The organism is Nocardiopsis mwathae, assembly GCF_014201195.1.
Lineage (GTDB): Bacteria > Actinomycetota > Actinomycetes > Streptosporangiales > Streptosporangiaceae > Nocardiopsis_C > Nocardiopsis_C mwathae.
On sequence record NZ_JACHDS010000001.1, the window covers coordinates 3,726,235 to 3,741,099 of the forward strand.

The 14,865-nt window shown below is 70.5% G+C and carries 16 protein-coding genes, 1 tRNA gene and 2 pseudogenes; 7 read left to right on the forward strand and 12 right to left on the reverse strand.

The window, feature by feature from the left end:
• The first annotated feature begins 3 nt into the window (after positions 1–3).
• Entirely contained in the window at positions 4–1,275 is a 1,272-nt protein-coding gene (locus tag HNR23_RS16025) for a serine hydroxymethyltransferase (RefSeq protein ID WP_184076376.1), read from the forward strand.
• A 204-nt stretch (positions 1,276–1,479) separates the two neighbouring features.
• Complete coding sequence (locus tag HNR23_RS16030; RefSeq protein ID WP_184076378.1) at positions 1,480–2,889, forward strand: L-serine ammonia-lyase; 1,410 nt, start codon at positions 1,480–1,482, stop codon at positions 2,887–2,889.
• 7 nt (positions 2,890–2,896) lie between these two features.
• Here the strand turns inward: HNR23_RS16030 and HNR23_RS16035 are convergent, their stop codons facing one another.
• From HNR23_RS16035 to HNR23_RS16060, 6 genes are all read right to left on the reverse strand, one after another.
• Positions 2,897–3,307: a type II toxin-antitoxin system death-on-curing family toxin gene (locus HNR23_RS16035; RefSeq protein ID WP_184076380.1), complete on the reverse strand. Its 411-nt coding sequence runs from the start codon at positions 3,305–3,307 to the stop codon at positions 2,897–2,899.
• Positions 3,308–3,502: a hypothetical protein gene (locus HNR23_RS16040; RefSeq protein ID WP_184076382.1), complete on the reverse strand. Its 195-nt coding sequence runs from the start codon at positions 3,500–3,502 to the stop codon at positions 3,308–3,310. It lies immediately after the preceding gene.
• Positions 3,503–3,680: 178 nt separating this feature from the next.
• The gene (locus HNR23_RS16045; protein WP_184076383.1) at positions 3,681–4,148 is read right to left on the reverse strand and encodes a CBS domain-containing protein; all 468 of its coding nucleotides are present in this window, start codon (positions 4,146–4,148) and stop codon (positions 3,681–3,683) included.
• A gap of 140 nt (positions 4,149–4,288) precedes the next feature.
• Positions 4,289–4,687, reverse strand: a complete 399-nt coding sequence (locus tag HNR23_RS16050) for a VOC family protein (RefSeq protein ID WP_184076384.1) — start codon at positions 4,685–4,687, stop codon at positions 4,289–4,291.
• A gap of 110 nt (positions 4,688–4,797) precedes the next feature.
• A complete protein-coding gene (locus HNR23_RS27530; RefSeq protein WP_184076385.1) occupies positions 4,798–5,076 on the reverse strand; it encodes a carbohydrate-binding module family 14 protein in 279 nt (92 codons plus the stop codon).
• Positions 5,077–5,226: 150 nt separating this feature from the next.
• A complete protein-coding gene (locus HNR23_RS16060) occupies positions 5,227–6,090 on the reverse strand; it encodes a hypothetical protein (protein ID WP_184076386.1) in 864 nt (287 codons plus the stop codon).
• Between the two features lie 224 nt (positions 6,091–6,314).
• On the opposite strand from HNR23_RS16060, the gene HNR23_RS16065 reads away from it, so the two are divergent.
• A complete protein-coding gene (locus HNR23_RS16065; protein WP_184076387.1) occupies positions 6,315–7,019 on the forward strand; it encodes an HAD family hydrolase in 705 nt (234 codons plus the stop codon).
• A 244-nt stretch (positions 7,020–7,263) separates the two neighbouring features.
• Here the strand turns inward: HNR23_RS16065 and HNR23_RS16070 are convergent, their stop codons facing one another.
• Both HNR23_RS16070 and purU read right to left on the reverse strand, forming a co-directional pair.
• Complete coding sequence (locus HNR23_RS16070; RefSeq protein ID WP_184076388.1) at positions 7,264–7,560, reverse strand: hypothetical protein; 297 nt, start codon at positions 7,558–7,560, stop codon at positions 7,264–7,266.
• 330 nt (positions 7,561–7,890) lie between these two features.
• A complete protein-coding gene (gene purU, locus HNR23_RS16075; RefSeq protein WP_184076389.1) occupies positions 7,891–8,772 on the reverse strand; it encodes a formyltetrahydrofolate deformylase in 882 nt (293 codons plus the stop codon).
• A gap of 240 nt (positions 8,773–9,012) precedes the next feature.
• On the opposite strand from purU, the gene HNR23_RS16080 reads away from it, so the two are divergent.
• The gene (locus HNR23_RS16080; RefSeq protein ID WP_184076390.1) at positions 9,013–10,260 is read left to right on the forward strand and encodes an alanine racemase; all 1,248 of its coding nucleotides are present in this window, start codon (positions 9,013–9,015) and stop codon (positions 10,258–10,260) included.
• A gap of 124 nt (positions 10,261–10,384) precedes the next feature.
• On the opposite strand, the gene HNR23_RS16085 is transcribed toward HNR23_RS16080, so the two are convergent.
• The 3 genes and pseudogenes from HNR23_RS16085 to HNR23_RS27795 all read right to left on the reverse strand — a co-directional run.
• On the reverse strand, positions 10,385–10,786 hold the full coding sequence (locus tag HNR23_RS16085) for a DUF3618 domain-containing protein (protein ID WP_184076392.1): 402 nt from the start codon (positions 10,784–10,786) through the stop codon (positions 10,385–10,387).
• Positions 10,787–10,806: 20 nt separating this feature from the next.
• Positions 10,807–10,917: pseudogene (locus HNR23_RS27790) on the reverse strand (CDP-alcohol phosphatidyltransferase family protein); the annotation flags it as partial.
• 468 nt (positions 10,918–11,385) lie between these two features.
• Positions 11,386–11,883: pseudogene (locus HNR23_RS27795) on the reverse strand (CDP-alcohol phosphatidyltransferase family protein); the annotation flags it as partial.
• A 385-nt stretch (positions 11,884–12,268) separates the two neighbouring features.
• Here HNR23_RS27795 and bcp point away from each other — a divergent pair.
• The 3 genes from bcp to HNR23_RS16105 all read left to right on the forward strand — a co-directional run bounded on the left by bcp (position 12,269) and on the right by HNR23_RS16105 (position 13,389).
• Positions 12,269–12,754: a thioredoxin-dependent thiol peroxidase gene (gene bcp, locus HNR23_RS16095; RefSeq protein WP_184076396.1), complete on the forward strand. Its 486-nt coding sequence runs from the start codon at positions 12,269–12,271 to the stop codon at positions 12,752–12,754.
• Between the two features lie 66 nt (positions 12,755–12,820).
• Positions 12,821–13,324: an HNH endonuclease signature motif containing protein gene (locus HNR23_RS16100; protein ID WP_221308140.1), complete on the forward strand. Its 504-nt coding sequence runs from the start codon at positions 12,821–12,823 to the stop codon at positions 13,322–13,324.
• Positions 13,315–13,389, forward strand: a tRNA-Leu gene (locus HNR23_RS16105). Before HNR23_RS16100 ends, HNR23_RS16105 begins: the two co-directional genes overlap by 10 nt.
• A 65-nt stretch (positions 13,390–13,454) precedes the next feature.
• Here HNR23_RS16105 and HNR23_RS16110 read toward each other — a convergent pair.
• Entirely contained in the window at positions 13,455–14,750 is a 1,296-nt protein-coding gene (locus HNR23_RS16110; RefSeq protein ID WP_343070584.1) for a serine/threonine-protein kinase, read from the reverse strand.
• Between the last annotated feature and the right edge of the window lie 115 nt (positions 14,751–14,865).

Below are 14,865 nucleotides of genomic sequence, written 5' to 3' on the forward strand. Positions count from 1 at the left end.
ACCATGACCGAGAAGAGCACCATCATCGACCAGACCCTGGCGCAGTACGACCCCGAGGTCGCCGCCGCCGTCGACGCCGAGCTCGCCCGCCAGCGCGACACCCTGGAGATGATCGCCTCGGAGAACTTCGCCCCGCGGGCGGTCCTGGAGGCCCAGGGGACGGTCCTCACGAACAAGTACGCCGAGGGCTACCCCGGCCGCCGCTACTACGGCGGCTGCGAGCACGTCGACGTCGTCGAGCAGCTCGCCATCGACCGCGCCAAGGAGCTGTTCGGCGCCGAGCACGTCAACGTGCAGCCGCACTCCGGCGCCCAGGCCAACACCGCGGTGTACTTCGGCCTGCTCAAGCCGGGCGACACCATCCTGGGCCTGGACCTCGCGCACGGCGGGCACCTGACCCACGGCATGCGGATCAACTACTCCGGCAAGATCCTCAACGCCGTGGCCTACCACGTGCGCGACGAGGACGGCACCGTCGACTACGACGAGGTCGAGGAGCTGGCCCGGGAGCACCGGCCCAAGATGATCGTCGCCGGCTGGTCGGCCTACCCGCGGCAGCTGGACTTCGCCCGGTTCCGCAAGATCGCCGACGAGGTCGGCGCGATCCTCTTCGTGGACATGGCGCACTTCGCCGGCCTGGTGGCGGCCGGGTTGCACCCCAACCCCGTGCCCTACGCCGACGTCGTCACCACGACCACGCACAAGACGCTCGGCGGCCCGCGCGGCGGGCTCATCCTCGCCAAGAAGGAGCTGGGCAAGAAGATCAACTCCGCGGTCTTCCCCGGCATGCAGGGCGGCCCGCTGGAGCACGTGATCGCGGCGAAGGCGGTCGCGCTGAAGATGGCGGCGGGCGAGGAGTTCGCGGACCGCCAGCGGCGCACCCTGGCCGGCGCGCGGATCCTCGCCGAGCGCCTCACCCGGCCCGACGCCATCGAGGCCGGCGTGAACGTGCTCACCGGCGGCACCGACGTCCACCTCGTCCTGGTGGACCTGGTGAACTCCCGGCTCAACGGCCAGGAAGCGGAGGACCGCCTGCACGAGATCGGGATCACGGTCAACCGCAACGCGGTGCCCAACGACCCGCGCCCGCCGATGGTCACCTCCGGGCTGCGCGTCGGTACCCCGGCGTTGGCCACCCGCGGCTTCGGCGAGGAGGACTTCACCGAGGTCGCCGACGTCATCGCCGAGGCGCTCAAGCCGGAGTACGACGCGGACGCCCTGCGCGACCGCGTGGTCGCCCTCGCGCGCAAGCACCCGCTCTACCCGGGCCTGTAGCGGGACATCCCCGCTACCCCCGGCGGAACGGGAGCGGTCGCGCGGCGCTGAGCCGCCGCGCGGCCGCCACCGCACTCGGACAGCCGGGCCGTGCGCCGTCGCACCGTGTTCGGCGCAGGGCCCGGCTGTCGGCGTTCGCGCCGCTGCCCCCCACCATCGTTCACGACAACCGCACCTGTTACTCAACGAGGAGGGCAGGATCCCATGGCCATCAGCGTCTTCGACCTATTCAAGATCGGCATCGGACCTTCCAGCTCACACACCGTCGGCCCGATGAAGGCGGCCCGGACGTTCGTCACGGGCCTGGCCGACGGCGGCCTGCTGGAGGACGTGGCGACCGTCCGCGCCGAGCTGTACGGCTCACTCGCACTCACCGGCAAGGGGCACGGCAGCGACACCGCCGTCATCCTCGGGTTGCTGGGCGAGACCCCGGAGGACGTCGACGTCGACGCCGTGCCGCGGCTGCTGGAGGAGGTGCGCACCACCGAGCGCCTGTCCCTCGGCGGCGACCGCGAGATCACCTTCACCCCCGCCGAGCACGTCGACTTCCGCCGCAAGGAAAGCCTTCCGGGGCACCCCAACGGCATGCGGTTCGTGGCGCTGGACGCCGAGGGCGCGGAGCTGCGCTCGCGCGTCTACTACTCGGTGGGCGGCGGCTTCGTCGTCGACGAGGAGGCGGCCGGCGCCGACCGGATCAAGGCGGACGACACCCCGCTGCCCTACCCGTTCGCCACCGCCGCGGAGCTGCTGGCGCTGTGCGAGGAGACGGGCATGTCGATCAGCTCCATCATGCTCGCCAACGAGCAGGCGTTCGGCCGGTCCCGCCGGGAGATCCACGACGAGCTGCTGGAGATCTGGGGGGTGATGCGGCAGTGCGTCCGCCGCGGCGTGATGACCGAGGGCACCCTGCCCGGCGGGCTCAAGGTTCCTCGGCGGGCGCACCGCCTCTACCGCCAGCTGGGCGGGCGGTGCGACGCCGCGGGCCTGGCCAGGCCGGACACGACCGACGTGAGCGACCCGATGCGCGGCAGCGACTGGATCACCCTCTACGCCCTGGCGGTCAACGAGGAGAACGCGGCGGGCGGCCGTGTGGTGACGGCCCCGACCAACGGCGCGGCCGGTATCGTCCCGGCGGTGCTGCACTACTACTCGCACTTCAGCGACGGCGCGAGCGACGAGGGCGTCGTCCGCTTCCTGCTGACGGCGGGCGCGATCGGCATCCTGTTCAAGGAGAACGCCTCCATCTCGGGAGCCGAGGTCGGCTGCCAGGGCGAGGTCGGCTCGGCCTCCTCCATGGCCGCGGGCGGCCTGGCCGAAGCCCTCGGCGGCACCCCGGCCCAGGTGGAGAACGCCGCCGAGATCGCCATGGAGCACAACCTCGGCCTCACCTGCGACCCGATCGGCGGCCTGGTCCAGGTCCCCTGCATCGAACGCAACGCGCTGGCCTCGGTCAAGGCCATCAGCGCCACCAAGATCGCCCTGCGCGGCGACGGCAGCCACTTCGTCTCCCTGGACAAGGTCATCAAGACCATGAGAGACACCGGCCGCGACATGCACGACAAGTACAAGGAGACCAGTAGAGGCGGGCTGGCCGTCAACGTCATCGAGTGCTGAGGGGGCGTCAGGCCACCTCGTGGAACGTGCGCAAGGTCGCCGCGACGTCCTCGATGTCGCCGAGCCTTCCCGTGGCGACGTCGAGGACGAACGCCTCCGCCCTGTCCTCGTCGACGGGTTCGATCAGCGGAGCCCCGTTCACCTCCAGGAAGGTGGCCGCGCAGTTCCACGCGGCCCGCTTGTTGCCGTCGACGAACACGTGGTTCCGGGCAAGCGACTGCATGAGTGCCGCGGCCTTGTCGAACAGCCCCGGATAGTGCTCCACTCCGAACGATGACGAGCGCGGACGATGTGCCGCGCTCTCAAGGAGCCCGTAGTCTCGCACTACCGCGTCGCCCTGCTCGTTCTGGCGCAGAGTGAGGGTCGTGATCTCGACTATGAGGGGTGCGTTCAGATAGACGACGGCGTCGGAGGACATCTACTGGGCGAGCCTCCGGTTCAGCCCAGCGGAGATTCGGGTCACCCGCGCTGCGGCCTCCATGACCCTCCGGCGCTGGATCGCGTGGAGGACACTCTCCTTGGCGAGCTTCTTGACGCTGGTCGACTCCGCCGCGGCCGCCTGGCGGATCTGCTCCATCTCTTCTTCGGAAAACTCGATGTTCAGCGCAGGCATACTCCCACCCCACTTGGTACCTAACTTGGTACCAGGTTACATCCATCAGAGGTGACCGCACAGGCGCTGTTGACCATTGCACTCGCCAAGGTCATCGAAGTGGCCCACGTTCGACGGCAGAGACCCCACCGGGCGCGGTGGCGGGGTGGGGTCTCCGGTCGGTGGTGTGGGTCGGGTGTCAGTGGGCGGTGAGGTGTGGTCGGTCGCCGGCACCGGGGACCTGGTCGGCGGGGCCGGACTTCATGGCTTCGATCAGCTTCCCGAGCCTCTGCTCCGGCAGGTGGCGGGCGAGGTCGGCCTCGCTGATGATGCCGGTGAGCCGGAAGTCGCGGATGACCGGGACCCGCTTGATGCGGTGCTCGATCATCCCCTGCAGGACGACGTCGATGTCGGCGTCCTCGTCCACCCAGAACGGCTTGCCCTGCGCCAGTTCGGCGGCGGTGGTCGAACGGCAGTCCCTGCCTTCGGCGACGCAGCGGATCACGATGTCGCGGTCGGTGATGATGCCCTTGAGCTTCCGGTCGTTACCGCAGATGGGGAGCGATCCCACCCCCAGGTTGCGCATCATCTGGGCGGCGACGTCCAGCGTCTGGTCCTCGTCGATGCACTGGACGTCTGAATGCATGATGTCTGCAGCGGTCGTCATGGATTCCCCCTGGATCTCGACGTCCCGCCCCAGCATTGGGCCTACCCCGACCCGCGCCTGGCGACACCCGGCCCCCAGCACGCAGCGGCCCCCGCTCCGAGACCGGAGCGGGGGCCGCGCCATCACGGGACGACGACCGGTCAGCCGCTGAAGTCCATGTGGAAGACCTCCCAGTGGTGGCCGTCCAGGTCGTAGAACGACCGGCCGTACATCCCGGTCTCCTCCACCATGGGCTCCTTGCCCGCGGTGGCGCCGGCGGCCAGGGCCTTCTCGATGAGGGTGTCGACCTCCTCGCGGCTGTCGGTGGACAGCGCGACGATGGCCTCCGTGTGTGTGGAGGCGTCACAGAGGCTCTTCTGGGTGAACGTGGTGAAGAAGTCCTCGACGAGCAGCATCACGAACGCGTCGTCGCCGACGATCATGCACGTGGCGTTCTCGTCGGTGAAGTCCTTGTCGAAGGAGAAGCCGAGTGCGGTGAAGAAGTCGATCGACTTCTTGAGGTCCTTGACGGGCAGGTTCAGGAACATTTTTCTCGCCATGCCGCAGAACCTAGCAAGGGGCTGTGACGAAAGTCGCGGATCCCCGCCGCACCCCTCCCCCTATTCGTCCCTTGATCGCGCGCGGCCGGCCGCGGGTCGGCGCCACCCGCTCAGGACTTCAGGCCGGGCCGGTCGCACACGTTGTCGATGTGGTTGTACAGGAAGCCGTGCGGACACTGGAAGAGCACCGGGATGTTCTTGACACAGGGGTGCAGCGCCGTCTCGTCGTAGGGGTCGGGGAACACGAGCCGGCCCTGCTTCAGGCCCTTGGCGACCGAGCACTCGTCGAAGAGCGCGGAGTGGGCAGGGACCACGACGGCCACCGACAGCAGGCTGCCCAGGAGTACGGCACCGCAGGCCGCGGCCAGGCGGCGGGGTGTGGAGTACACGAGAGCGATCTCTTTCCGTCATCAAACAACTACATAGAGTCATACTGCCAGATGGAGACCGCCCCCGCAGCCGATCGGCGCGAGGGATGAGGAGCCGCGACGAGAGGGCGCGGCGATAGGGGGTGGCAGGGGTGCCGCCGGGGTGGGCGGTCAGGTGGCGGTCGGGAGCGCCGCCGACTCGAAGGCCTCCCGCAGCACACCCTCGCGCTCCTCGTCGCCCGACAGTGGACATGCGGCACACTTGCGGTCACCGAACCGGTAGTAGAAACAGCACCCGCCACGCACCATGAACATCCGCTCGGACCGGCCCTCGGGCAGTCCCCGCAGCGCCAGCGGAAAGGGGCGCTGCTTGGGCGCGACGCGGACGCGGTCGGCGTTGATCCACTCCACCATGCGGCGCGCCCTCTCCCAGGCGGCCGACTGGTCCGCGCCGACCTCGTAGGAGGCCGCGATGAGCGCGGCGTGCGGGGCGTCGGCGACCGCACTCCACTGCGGCCGAGCGCCGAAGCGGGTGTGGGAGCGCACCGCCTCGACCACCGGTTCGAGGGCGGCCACGGCCCGGCCGACGAACCACGCGTCCAGCGCGTCCTCGTCGGCGACGCACCGGGCGCCGGGGCGGCGCCCCATCGGGTCGCCGTCCAGGACGGCGACCGCCCCCTGGCGCAGGGCCAGCCGGTCGAGGCGGCCGGTCGCCGGGTCGTGGCGGACCCACGTCCGGTCCGGCGCGAGGTCGGGGGCGCGCCCGGTCAGGTAGGCGGCCACACAGGCGAAGGCGAGTACCTGGCGGCCGGCGTCGGCGGCGAGGAACGCCGCGGCCGAGGTGGTGTGGCCGGCGCAGGAGCCCTCAAGGAGGAGGGTGATGAGCTCGGGGACCCGGTCGGGTACTCGGTCGAGCCGTGTCCACGCGGAGCCGCCGGGGGCCGGATCGGCGGCACCCAGGAGGTCGATGTCGATGTAGAGCTCGCGCGTGCTGGTCCAGCGCGCGACGCCGACCAGCGGATGGCAGCTCTGCACGGGGCCTCCCGATGCGTCGGAGGGGGTCAGGGGACTGCGAGCAAGGGGTAAGGGGGACGCGGGCGCGACCCGCGGGACCGTTCGATAGGTAAGCCTATCCTCACCCAACCGTGCTCTGCGCCGCCGACCCACCCCGTATCGGGCGCCTCCCCCACAATTCCCGGCGAACAGCAGGAACCACCACAGTCCGTTGGGTACGGTGACAGCACGCCACCCGTGACACGATGGGAGAACACGTGGGCAAGCGCCTGGTGCTGTGGGATATCGACAAGACCCTGATCGACGTCGACGGGATCGGCCTCGAAATCTTCTCCGCCGCGTTCGCCGAGTACAGCGGCCTCACCGGGCATCGGGACACCCGCGGCCCGGGACGTACCGAGTGGCGCTGGTTCCACGACACCCTGGTGGCCAACGGCGTGGACCCGGCCGACGACGGCTTCGTGCGCTTCCTCGACGTGCAGGACCGCCTCTTCGACGCGCGCGAGGCCGACATGGTCGAACGCGGCCGCGTCCTCACCGGTGCCGAGCCGATCCTGCGGCACTGCGCCGACTCCAGCGACATCGTCTCCTCACTGCTGACCGGCAACACGCGGCGCAACGCCGAGCGCAAGCTCACCGCGTTCGGCCTCCACCCGATGGTCGACTTCACGCTGGGCGCCTACGGCGACGACCACATGGAGCGGCCCGAACTCGTCTCCATCGCCCGCCGCCGCGTCTACGAGCGGACCGGCATCGAGTTCACGGCCGCGACCACCGTCCTCGTCGGCGACAGCGCCAACGACATCAGGGCCGCACAGGAGGGTGGCGCGCGCATCGTCGCCGTCGCCACGGGCGAGGCCGACGCCGCGGAGCTGCGCTCGCTCGGCGCCGACACCGTGCTCGACGACCTCTCCGATACCGACGCCGTGCTGGAGGCCCTGCACGGCTGAGGCGTCGACCGAGCCGGCCGAGAGGGCGGCGTGGAAAACGAGGAAGCGGCGCCGGAGGCTCCCCCCGAAGACCTCCGACGCCGCGGTCGGCGGCGAACCCTCTCCGCATGGCCCGGCAGGCGTTCCGGCCGTGCGGCGTGGGCCGCCTCAGTGGTTCGTCGTCCTCCCGGCCCCCGGCCCGGCAGGGGCGGGGCCGCGGTGCGGGTGTCCGTGTGTGGTCCGTGCGGCGGTCCGCACCCGGTGGTCAGCTCGTTCCGGCCACGACGTCCTCGACGGAGACGTGGACGACCCTCCCCATCGCCAGCGGCCGCACGTCCTCGCGGATCTCCGCTGCGATCTGCGGCGGCGGCCGCCCGTAGCGCACGACCACGCCGATCTCGACGGTGGTCGCCCGGACCGCGACCCCGATGATCCTGCCTTCGGGAGCCGGGGTGACCGTGGTGCGGAACGCACCCGGGGAGAGGTCGACGACATCCGGCAGCTCCCGGACTCGCGCCGCGATGCGTCGCGCGACCGTCGCCGCGTCGACGCTGCCCCCCATCGCACCCTCACTCGCGCTCGGACCACCGAACCCCCGCATCACACATGGTAACCAGTGAACTACTAGAAGTAGAGAATTCTGGGTGTGATCGATGAGAATAGCCTGCTGACACCGAGGTCCACGGCGATTCTCAAGGAAAACCGCCGTGAAGCGACCGAATCCCGGTGGCCGCCAACGGCCGGAACTCCGGGCCCGGAGCGGGGCCAGACGCCCGGGGCCATCCCCGCCCCCGGGCGCCGGCGCCTCCAGGGCGTCTTCGACGGATCATTTCCTCACTCGCGGCCACCGGAACGACGCTCGCTCAGGAGGAAAGCATCCGCCGAACACGCCCTAGCGGAACACCACCGTCTTGCCGCCGTTGAGCAGGATCCGCCGCTGGGCATGCCAGTTGACGGCGCGCGCCAGCGCCAGCGACTCCAGGTCGCGGCCGATCGCGGTGAGCTGCTCGGGGGTGTGGGTGTGGTCGACCCGCGAGACCTCCTGCTCGATGATCGGCCCCTCGTCCAGGTCGGCCGTCACGTAGTGCGCGGTCGCACCGATCAGCTTCACGCCGCGCGCCTGCGCCTGGTGGTAGGGGCGCGCGCCCTTGAAGCTCGGCAGGAACGAGTGGTGGATGTTGATGATCTTGCCCGGAAGCTTCTCGCACAGGTCCTCGGAGAGCACCTGCATGTAGCGGGCCAGCACCACCAGGTCGACGTCGTAGGAGCCGACCAGCTCCAGCAGCCGTGCCTCCTGCTCGGCCTTGGTCTCCGGCCGCACCGGGAGGTGGTGGAAGTCCAGTCCGTAGGAGTGCGCGAGGAATTCCAGGTCGGGGTGGTTGGAGACCACCGCGGCGATGTCGATGTCCAGCAGCCCGCTGCGCTGCCGGTAGAGCAGGTCGTTGAGGCAGTGCCCGAACTTCGACACCATCACCAGCATGCGGGGGCGCACGGCGCACCGCCACAGCTCCCACTCCATGTCGAAGTCCCGGGCCAGGACCGCGACCGCCGCGCGCAGCGCCTCCTCGGACACGACCCCGCCGCCTGCCCCGTCCCCCGGCGCGGGCTCGGCGACGAACTGCATGCGCAGGAAGAACCGACCGGTGTAGTGGTCGCCGTACTGCTGGCTCTCGGTGATGTTGCAACCGTGCCCGTTGAGGAGGTTCGCCACCGCGGCGACGATTCCCCGGCTGTCGGGACAGGACAGCGTCAGTACGTATTCGCGATCACTCATCGGTCGCAACTCTCCCGGACTGTTCGGATCTGCTGAAAGGGGACGATCTTCCAGGTTATCCGGCCGCGGACGCGGCCGTGGGAGAACGCCGGGACCCGTACGCCACCGCCACCCGCCACCCGCCACCCGCCACCCGCCAGCACGGCAGCACGGCAGCACGGCAGCACGGCAGCACGGCAGCACGGCAGCACGGCAGCACAACATGAATAATTCTCACGGTTCGGTGGCATACCCCACTCCATGAGCAGAACCACCCGCGACCACTACGACACCGCCACCGCACACCTGGAGCCGCCCTTCGCCGTCGTCGACCTCGCCGCCTTCCGCGCCAACGCCGCCGACCTCGCCCGCCGCGCCTCCGGCACCCCCATCCGCGTCGCCAGCAAGTCCCTCCGCTGCCGCCACCTCATCCGCGCCGCCCTCGACCTCCCCGGCTACGCCGGGATCATGGCCTTCACCCTCCCCGAAGCCCTCTGGCTGGCCACCGACGACACCCACGGCCCCCTCAGCGACGACATCCTCGTCGCCTACCCCACCGCCGACACCGGCGCCATCGCCCGCCTCGCCGCCGACGAGCACACCGCCCGGACCATCACCCTCATGGTCGACGACACCGCCCATCTCGACCTCATCACCGCCGCCGCACCCGACCCCGCCCACCCCATCAAGGTCTGCATCGACGTCGACACCAGCTGGCAGCCGCTGGGCCCCCGCCTGCGCATCGGCGCCCACCGCTCCCCCCTCCGCACCCCCGCCCAGGCCGCCGCGCTCGCCCGCGCCATCACCCACCGCCCCAACCTCCGCCTCGACGGCATCATGGCCTACGAGGCCCAGATCGCCGGGGTCGCCGACGCCCCGCCCGGCCACCCCCTCCACGGGCGCGCCCTGCGCTGGATCCAGGCCAGGTCCCGCACCGAACTCGCCCGCCGACGCGCCGCCATCGTCCGCGCCGTCCGCGCCGTCGCCGACGTCCGCTTCGTCAACGGCGGCGGCACCGGCAGCGCCCACACCACCTGCCGCGAACGTGCCGTCACCGAGATCGGCGCCGGATCCGGCCTCTACCAGCCGGCCCTGTTCGACGACTTCAGCGCGTTCACCGGCCGACCCGCCGCCCTCTTCGCCCTGCCCGTCGTGCGCCGCCCCGGCCCCGGCTGGGCCACCGCACTCGGCGGCGGCTACCCTGCCTCCGGGCCCGCCGGCCCGGCCGCGCTCCCCCGCCCCCACCTGCCCCGCGGCCTGCACTACAGCCCCACCGAGGGCCCCGGCGAGACCCAGACGCCGCTGCGCGGCGCCGCCGCCGACCACCTCGCCATCGGCGACCGGGTCTGGATGCGCCACGCCAAGGCGGGCGAGCTGTGCGAGCGCTTCGCCGAACTGCACCTCATCGACACGGTCCCCGGCGACGGCGCCGACGGCGCGGCCGACGCCGCGCCCCGCGTCGTCGCCACCGTCCCCACCTACCGCGGCGAAGGACGCACCTTCCTCTGACCCGCCCCGCCCCCGGACACGACGACGGTGCGCGGGCCCGAAGGCCCGCGCACCGTCGTCAAGTCTGTACCGCTGTGCCCGTCCGCCGTTGCGCGGCGGACACCGCAACGAGTCGGCGGCCGCGCTACCGCTTGCGCCTGCGCCGCACCATGGCGATCACACCGACCGCGGCCACCACGCCGACACCGATCCCGAGCAGCACGACCTCGGGGGGTAGCTGGCCGCGCGTGGTGTAGGTCGACACGACCTCCTCATCGCCCTTGAGCCGGATGCTGCCCTCCGGAGGCTCCTCCACGTGGCTCTCGACCCGGACCGCGCCACCGCCGACCACCAGCGCCCGCGCCTCCTCGGCCAGGTAGGCGCCGGTCTGGCGCACCTGGTCCCAGCTCCGCCGCGCCACATTCCTCGGGTTCGTGCGGTCCGAGATCTCGTCGATCGCCCACGCCAGCCGCTGCTGCGTGCGCTCGATCTCCGCCTGCACACTGGCAGGGTCCCGGCGCGCCCCCGCGGGGTCGCGATCCTCCATACAGCCGCTTCCTTCCGCTACCGCAGGGTCTCTTGAGTCGAATCCGCAGGTGACGCCGCAACCGCCCCATCGGCCACGCGATCGGACGGGCGCGTGAAGCCCAGTGCGCCTTCGATTCCGTCCACGACCCGGAAGAAGTCCCGCGTGGACAACCACAGTTTATAGACGATCGCCATCTCGAACGCGAGGAGCAAAACGCCCACCACGACGGTAATCCACCCGATCGCCGCACTCGACACCACCCCGGCGAGTGGGGCGATCACGAACACCGCCATCTGGAACTCGATGCCGCTGACCAGGTGCGTCCGGATCCGCCGCGCCCGCAGGTGGTCCCAGGCCCGCTGGTACCACGGGAAGCGGCTGCGGAACTCCTGGTGCAGGTCGATCTTGGGCAGCTCCACGTCCGGCTGCTTGCCGCTCACCCGGGCGCAGTGCGCCTCGCTCTCCGTCTGCGTGCGCAGCATCTGCTCCAGCACCGAGATGCCGTGCCGCAGCACCGCCTGCTCGCCCTGGTCGCTCATGGGACGACCGGCGGCCGCCCCCTCGTCCTCCGGCTCCAGCATGGACAGCGTCGCCCGCGCGCGCTCCACGGCCCCGGCGATGTGCGAGCGCATCTCCCGGCGCATCTTGTAGACCTGCAGCGCGTTGAGGTAGCGCAGCATGTCCAGGAAGACCACGACCAGCGCCAGCCAGACGAACACCACCTGGCCGGTCAGCACGTACTGCCCGCCCATCAGCGCGATCGCGCAGATCAGCACCCGGAACCGGTCGAAGACGTAGTCCATCCACGAACCGAACAGCGACTCCCGGTCGGTCAGCCGCGCCAACTTGCCGTCCATGCAGTCCAGCAGGAAGCACAGGTAGTAGAGCAGCGCCCCGAGGACGAGGTAGTGCCACGTTCCGATCGCGAAGCACGCCGCGGCCCCCAGCCCGAGGAACAGGGCGGCCACGGTCAGCTGGTTCGGCGTGATCGCCGTACGGTTGGCGATCACCCGCACCAGGCGGATCGCCACCGGATCGACCAGCCCCACGGTCCACCACGAGTCGCGCTCCCGGCACGTGCGTTCCCGGACGTCGTCCAGAGTGAAACCAGCCATCGTTGCCTGATACTCCCAAACGCGAAGTGGACGTGCTCCGGACCTGCGGCATCGACTGGAGCGCCGAGATCATGAGGGGGTGTAGCGCCTGAAGTCTAGGTACAGGACGCCGCCCTGGTGGGGGTACGCCGGATACACGAGTTCGGACAACAATAGGCCATTGACGAGCAAGATCAACCCTGACCGGACCAACCGAGTGGGGATCGCAACCGAAGCGCGCCCAAAGCACCGCTGCGCGGCGCGGATCCGGAACACCGACCCCCACCCCACCCGGGCGCGCCGTGCACGCCGCACGTCCTCTCCCCGCCGCCCCGTGGACGGCGCACCGCCGACGCCGGGCGTGCATAGGCTGATCAGGACAGCAGCCACCGTGACAAGGAGAACCGTGAGCGACCCGACCGTCCGCCTGCAGCCCGGCGACCCCGCACCCGACTTCACCCTCGGCGACGCCGACGGCAACCCGGTCACCCTCAGCGAACTGCTGAAATCCACCGGCAAGCGCGTCGTCCTGTACTTCTACCCCGCCGCCATGACGCCCGGCTGCACCACCCAGGCCTGCGACTTCCGCGACAACCTCCGCGACTTCGACGCCGCCGGGCTCACCGTCCTCGGCATCTCCCCCGACACCTCCGAGAAGCTCGCCCGCTTCCGCGACAAGGAGGGCCTGACCTTCCCCCTCCTCGGCGACCCGGACAAGGACGTCCTGCGCGCCTACGGCGCCTTCGGCGAGAAGAAGAACTACGGCAGGGTCGTCCAGGGCGTCATCCGCTCCACCCTGGTCATCGACCCGGACGGCAAGGTCGAAAAGGCCTTCTACAACGTGAAGGCCACCGGCCACGTCGACCGCATCAAGCGCGAGCTGGGGCTTTAGACAGCGTCTGCGCAGGCACAAAGCGGGCTGCCTAGGAATGTCCTAGGCAGCCACTGCTTTTCGCGCATGGCCAAGCACATCAAGTACACCCCCGAACTTCTCTCTGAAGCCGCAGCAGCCTCCACCAGCCTCGCCGGAATCCTCCGGTATCTCGGCCTCGCTCAGGCCGGCGGCACCCAGGCGCACATCAGCAGGAAGCTCGAAGAGTTCGACATCGACACGTCCCACTTCCGCCGTATCCCCCACGACAAGGGCGAGACATCTCCGAAGCGGAAGCCCTCCGAGCACGTCCTTGCGCTGAAGCCGCCCGGGGCGCGGCGGGCTGAAGGGCGGACCCTCCGACGTGCCCTGATCGAGGCCGGTGTGCCTTACGAGTGCGCCCTGTGCGGGCTCACCGACAAGTGGCGCGGCGCACCGTTGGGACTCCATGTCGACCACATCAACGGAGACTGGCTCGACGACCGACGGGCCAACTTGCGGTTCCTGTGCCCGAACTGCCATTCTCAGACCGACAACTACTCCGGCCGCTCGAAGAACGGGAAGAGCGCCGGGTCACGTAGGGGGCCGTAGCCCAACGGGCATGAGGCACACGGTTTAGATCCGTGACAGTGCGGGTTCGAATCCCGCCGGCCCCACATGTGACGAGGCGGGGGACACTGTAGCGTCCCCCGCCCTTTCGTTTTCGTCGGATGGTCGGGTGCTACCGGGATACCAGCATCCACACCACGAAGGCGACCAGGACGGCGACGCCCAGCACCACGGCGGCGGCCACCGGGATGAGGTTGCTGTTGCGGTGCTTGCCCGAGCTGGTCAGGCCGAGGGTGTCGGTGGACTCGCGGATCGAGGTGAGCATGTGGCTCACCGACTCGGGGCGGTGCCTCTGCAGGCGTTCTTGCAGGTTGGACATCGACTCCGACATCGACTCGTGCAGGGAGTGGCGCAGCGCCTGGGCTCCCTGGCGGAAGTGGTCGCGGGCGGTGTCGTAGTTGCCGGCCTCGCCGCGGTCGGCCTCCGTGCCCTCCGGCTGGGCGGGGATGACCGCCTGCGCGCCCGTCTCCGCCGCGTTCTGGGCGGCGGTCTCCGGGCTGGTCTCCGGCGCCCACGGGGCCAGTGCGGCGATGCGCAGCATCTTGGTGGCGTTCTCGTGGGTGAGCCGGTCCTCCGGCTGGACATGCAGCAGGCCGGCCAGCACCGGGGCCAGCGGGCCCGCGTTCGCCGCCGCGGGCGGCTCCTCCAGCTCCACGCCCTTGAGGATGCGGATGTAGCCCTTGCGGTCGTAGGGCGGGTGCCCCTCGACCGCCGCGTACAGGGTGGCGCCCAGCGACCACAGGTCCGACTCGGGGCCCACCGGCCCCGCCTTGGCCCGCTCCGGCGGGATGTAGGACGGCGAGCCGATGATGCGGCCCGAACTGCTCAGCGCGGACTCACCCGTCCACGCCGCCAGGCCGAAGTCGGTGAGGACCACGCGCCCGGTGTCGCTGATCATGACGTTGTCCGGCTTGACGTCGCGGTGCACGATGCCCTCGTCGTGGGCGACCTTCAACGCCTCGATCAGCTGCAGGCCGATCTCGGCCACCCGCTGGTAGGGCAGCGGTCCGGCCAGCTTGATCACGCCGTCCAGGGTCCGGGCGTTGATGAACTCCATGACGATCCACGGGCGATCGTCCTCGTCCACGACGTCGAGGACGGTGACGACGCCCGGGTGGGTCAACCGTGCGGCCACCCGGGCCTCGCGCGTGGTGCGCTGCAGCAGGGATTCGCGCTCCGCCGTGCTCAGGTCCGTGGGCAGCCGCAGCTCCTTGACCGCGACCTCGCGGTCGAGGACGAGGTCGGTGGCGCGCCAGACGGTTCCGACGCCGCCGCGGGCGACTTCTTCCAGCAGCTGATACCGCCCCTTGAGCACGCGCTCCTGAGGACCTGCCTCAAGCGTGCTCGGGCGTGCGGACTCCTGCGGCTGGTCGTGCCGCTCTGCTTCGGGCTTCTCGATGGAGGACACGGCTAGTCGCGAGTCTGATCACGGGCCACGTCGGCCTCCTGCGGGCTTTTCCGGTCGCGGGCGCGTCGGTTACTGGTCGGATCACTCGTTATATCAGCTGTGAGCAGCGTCCGAG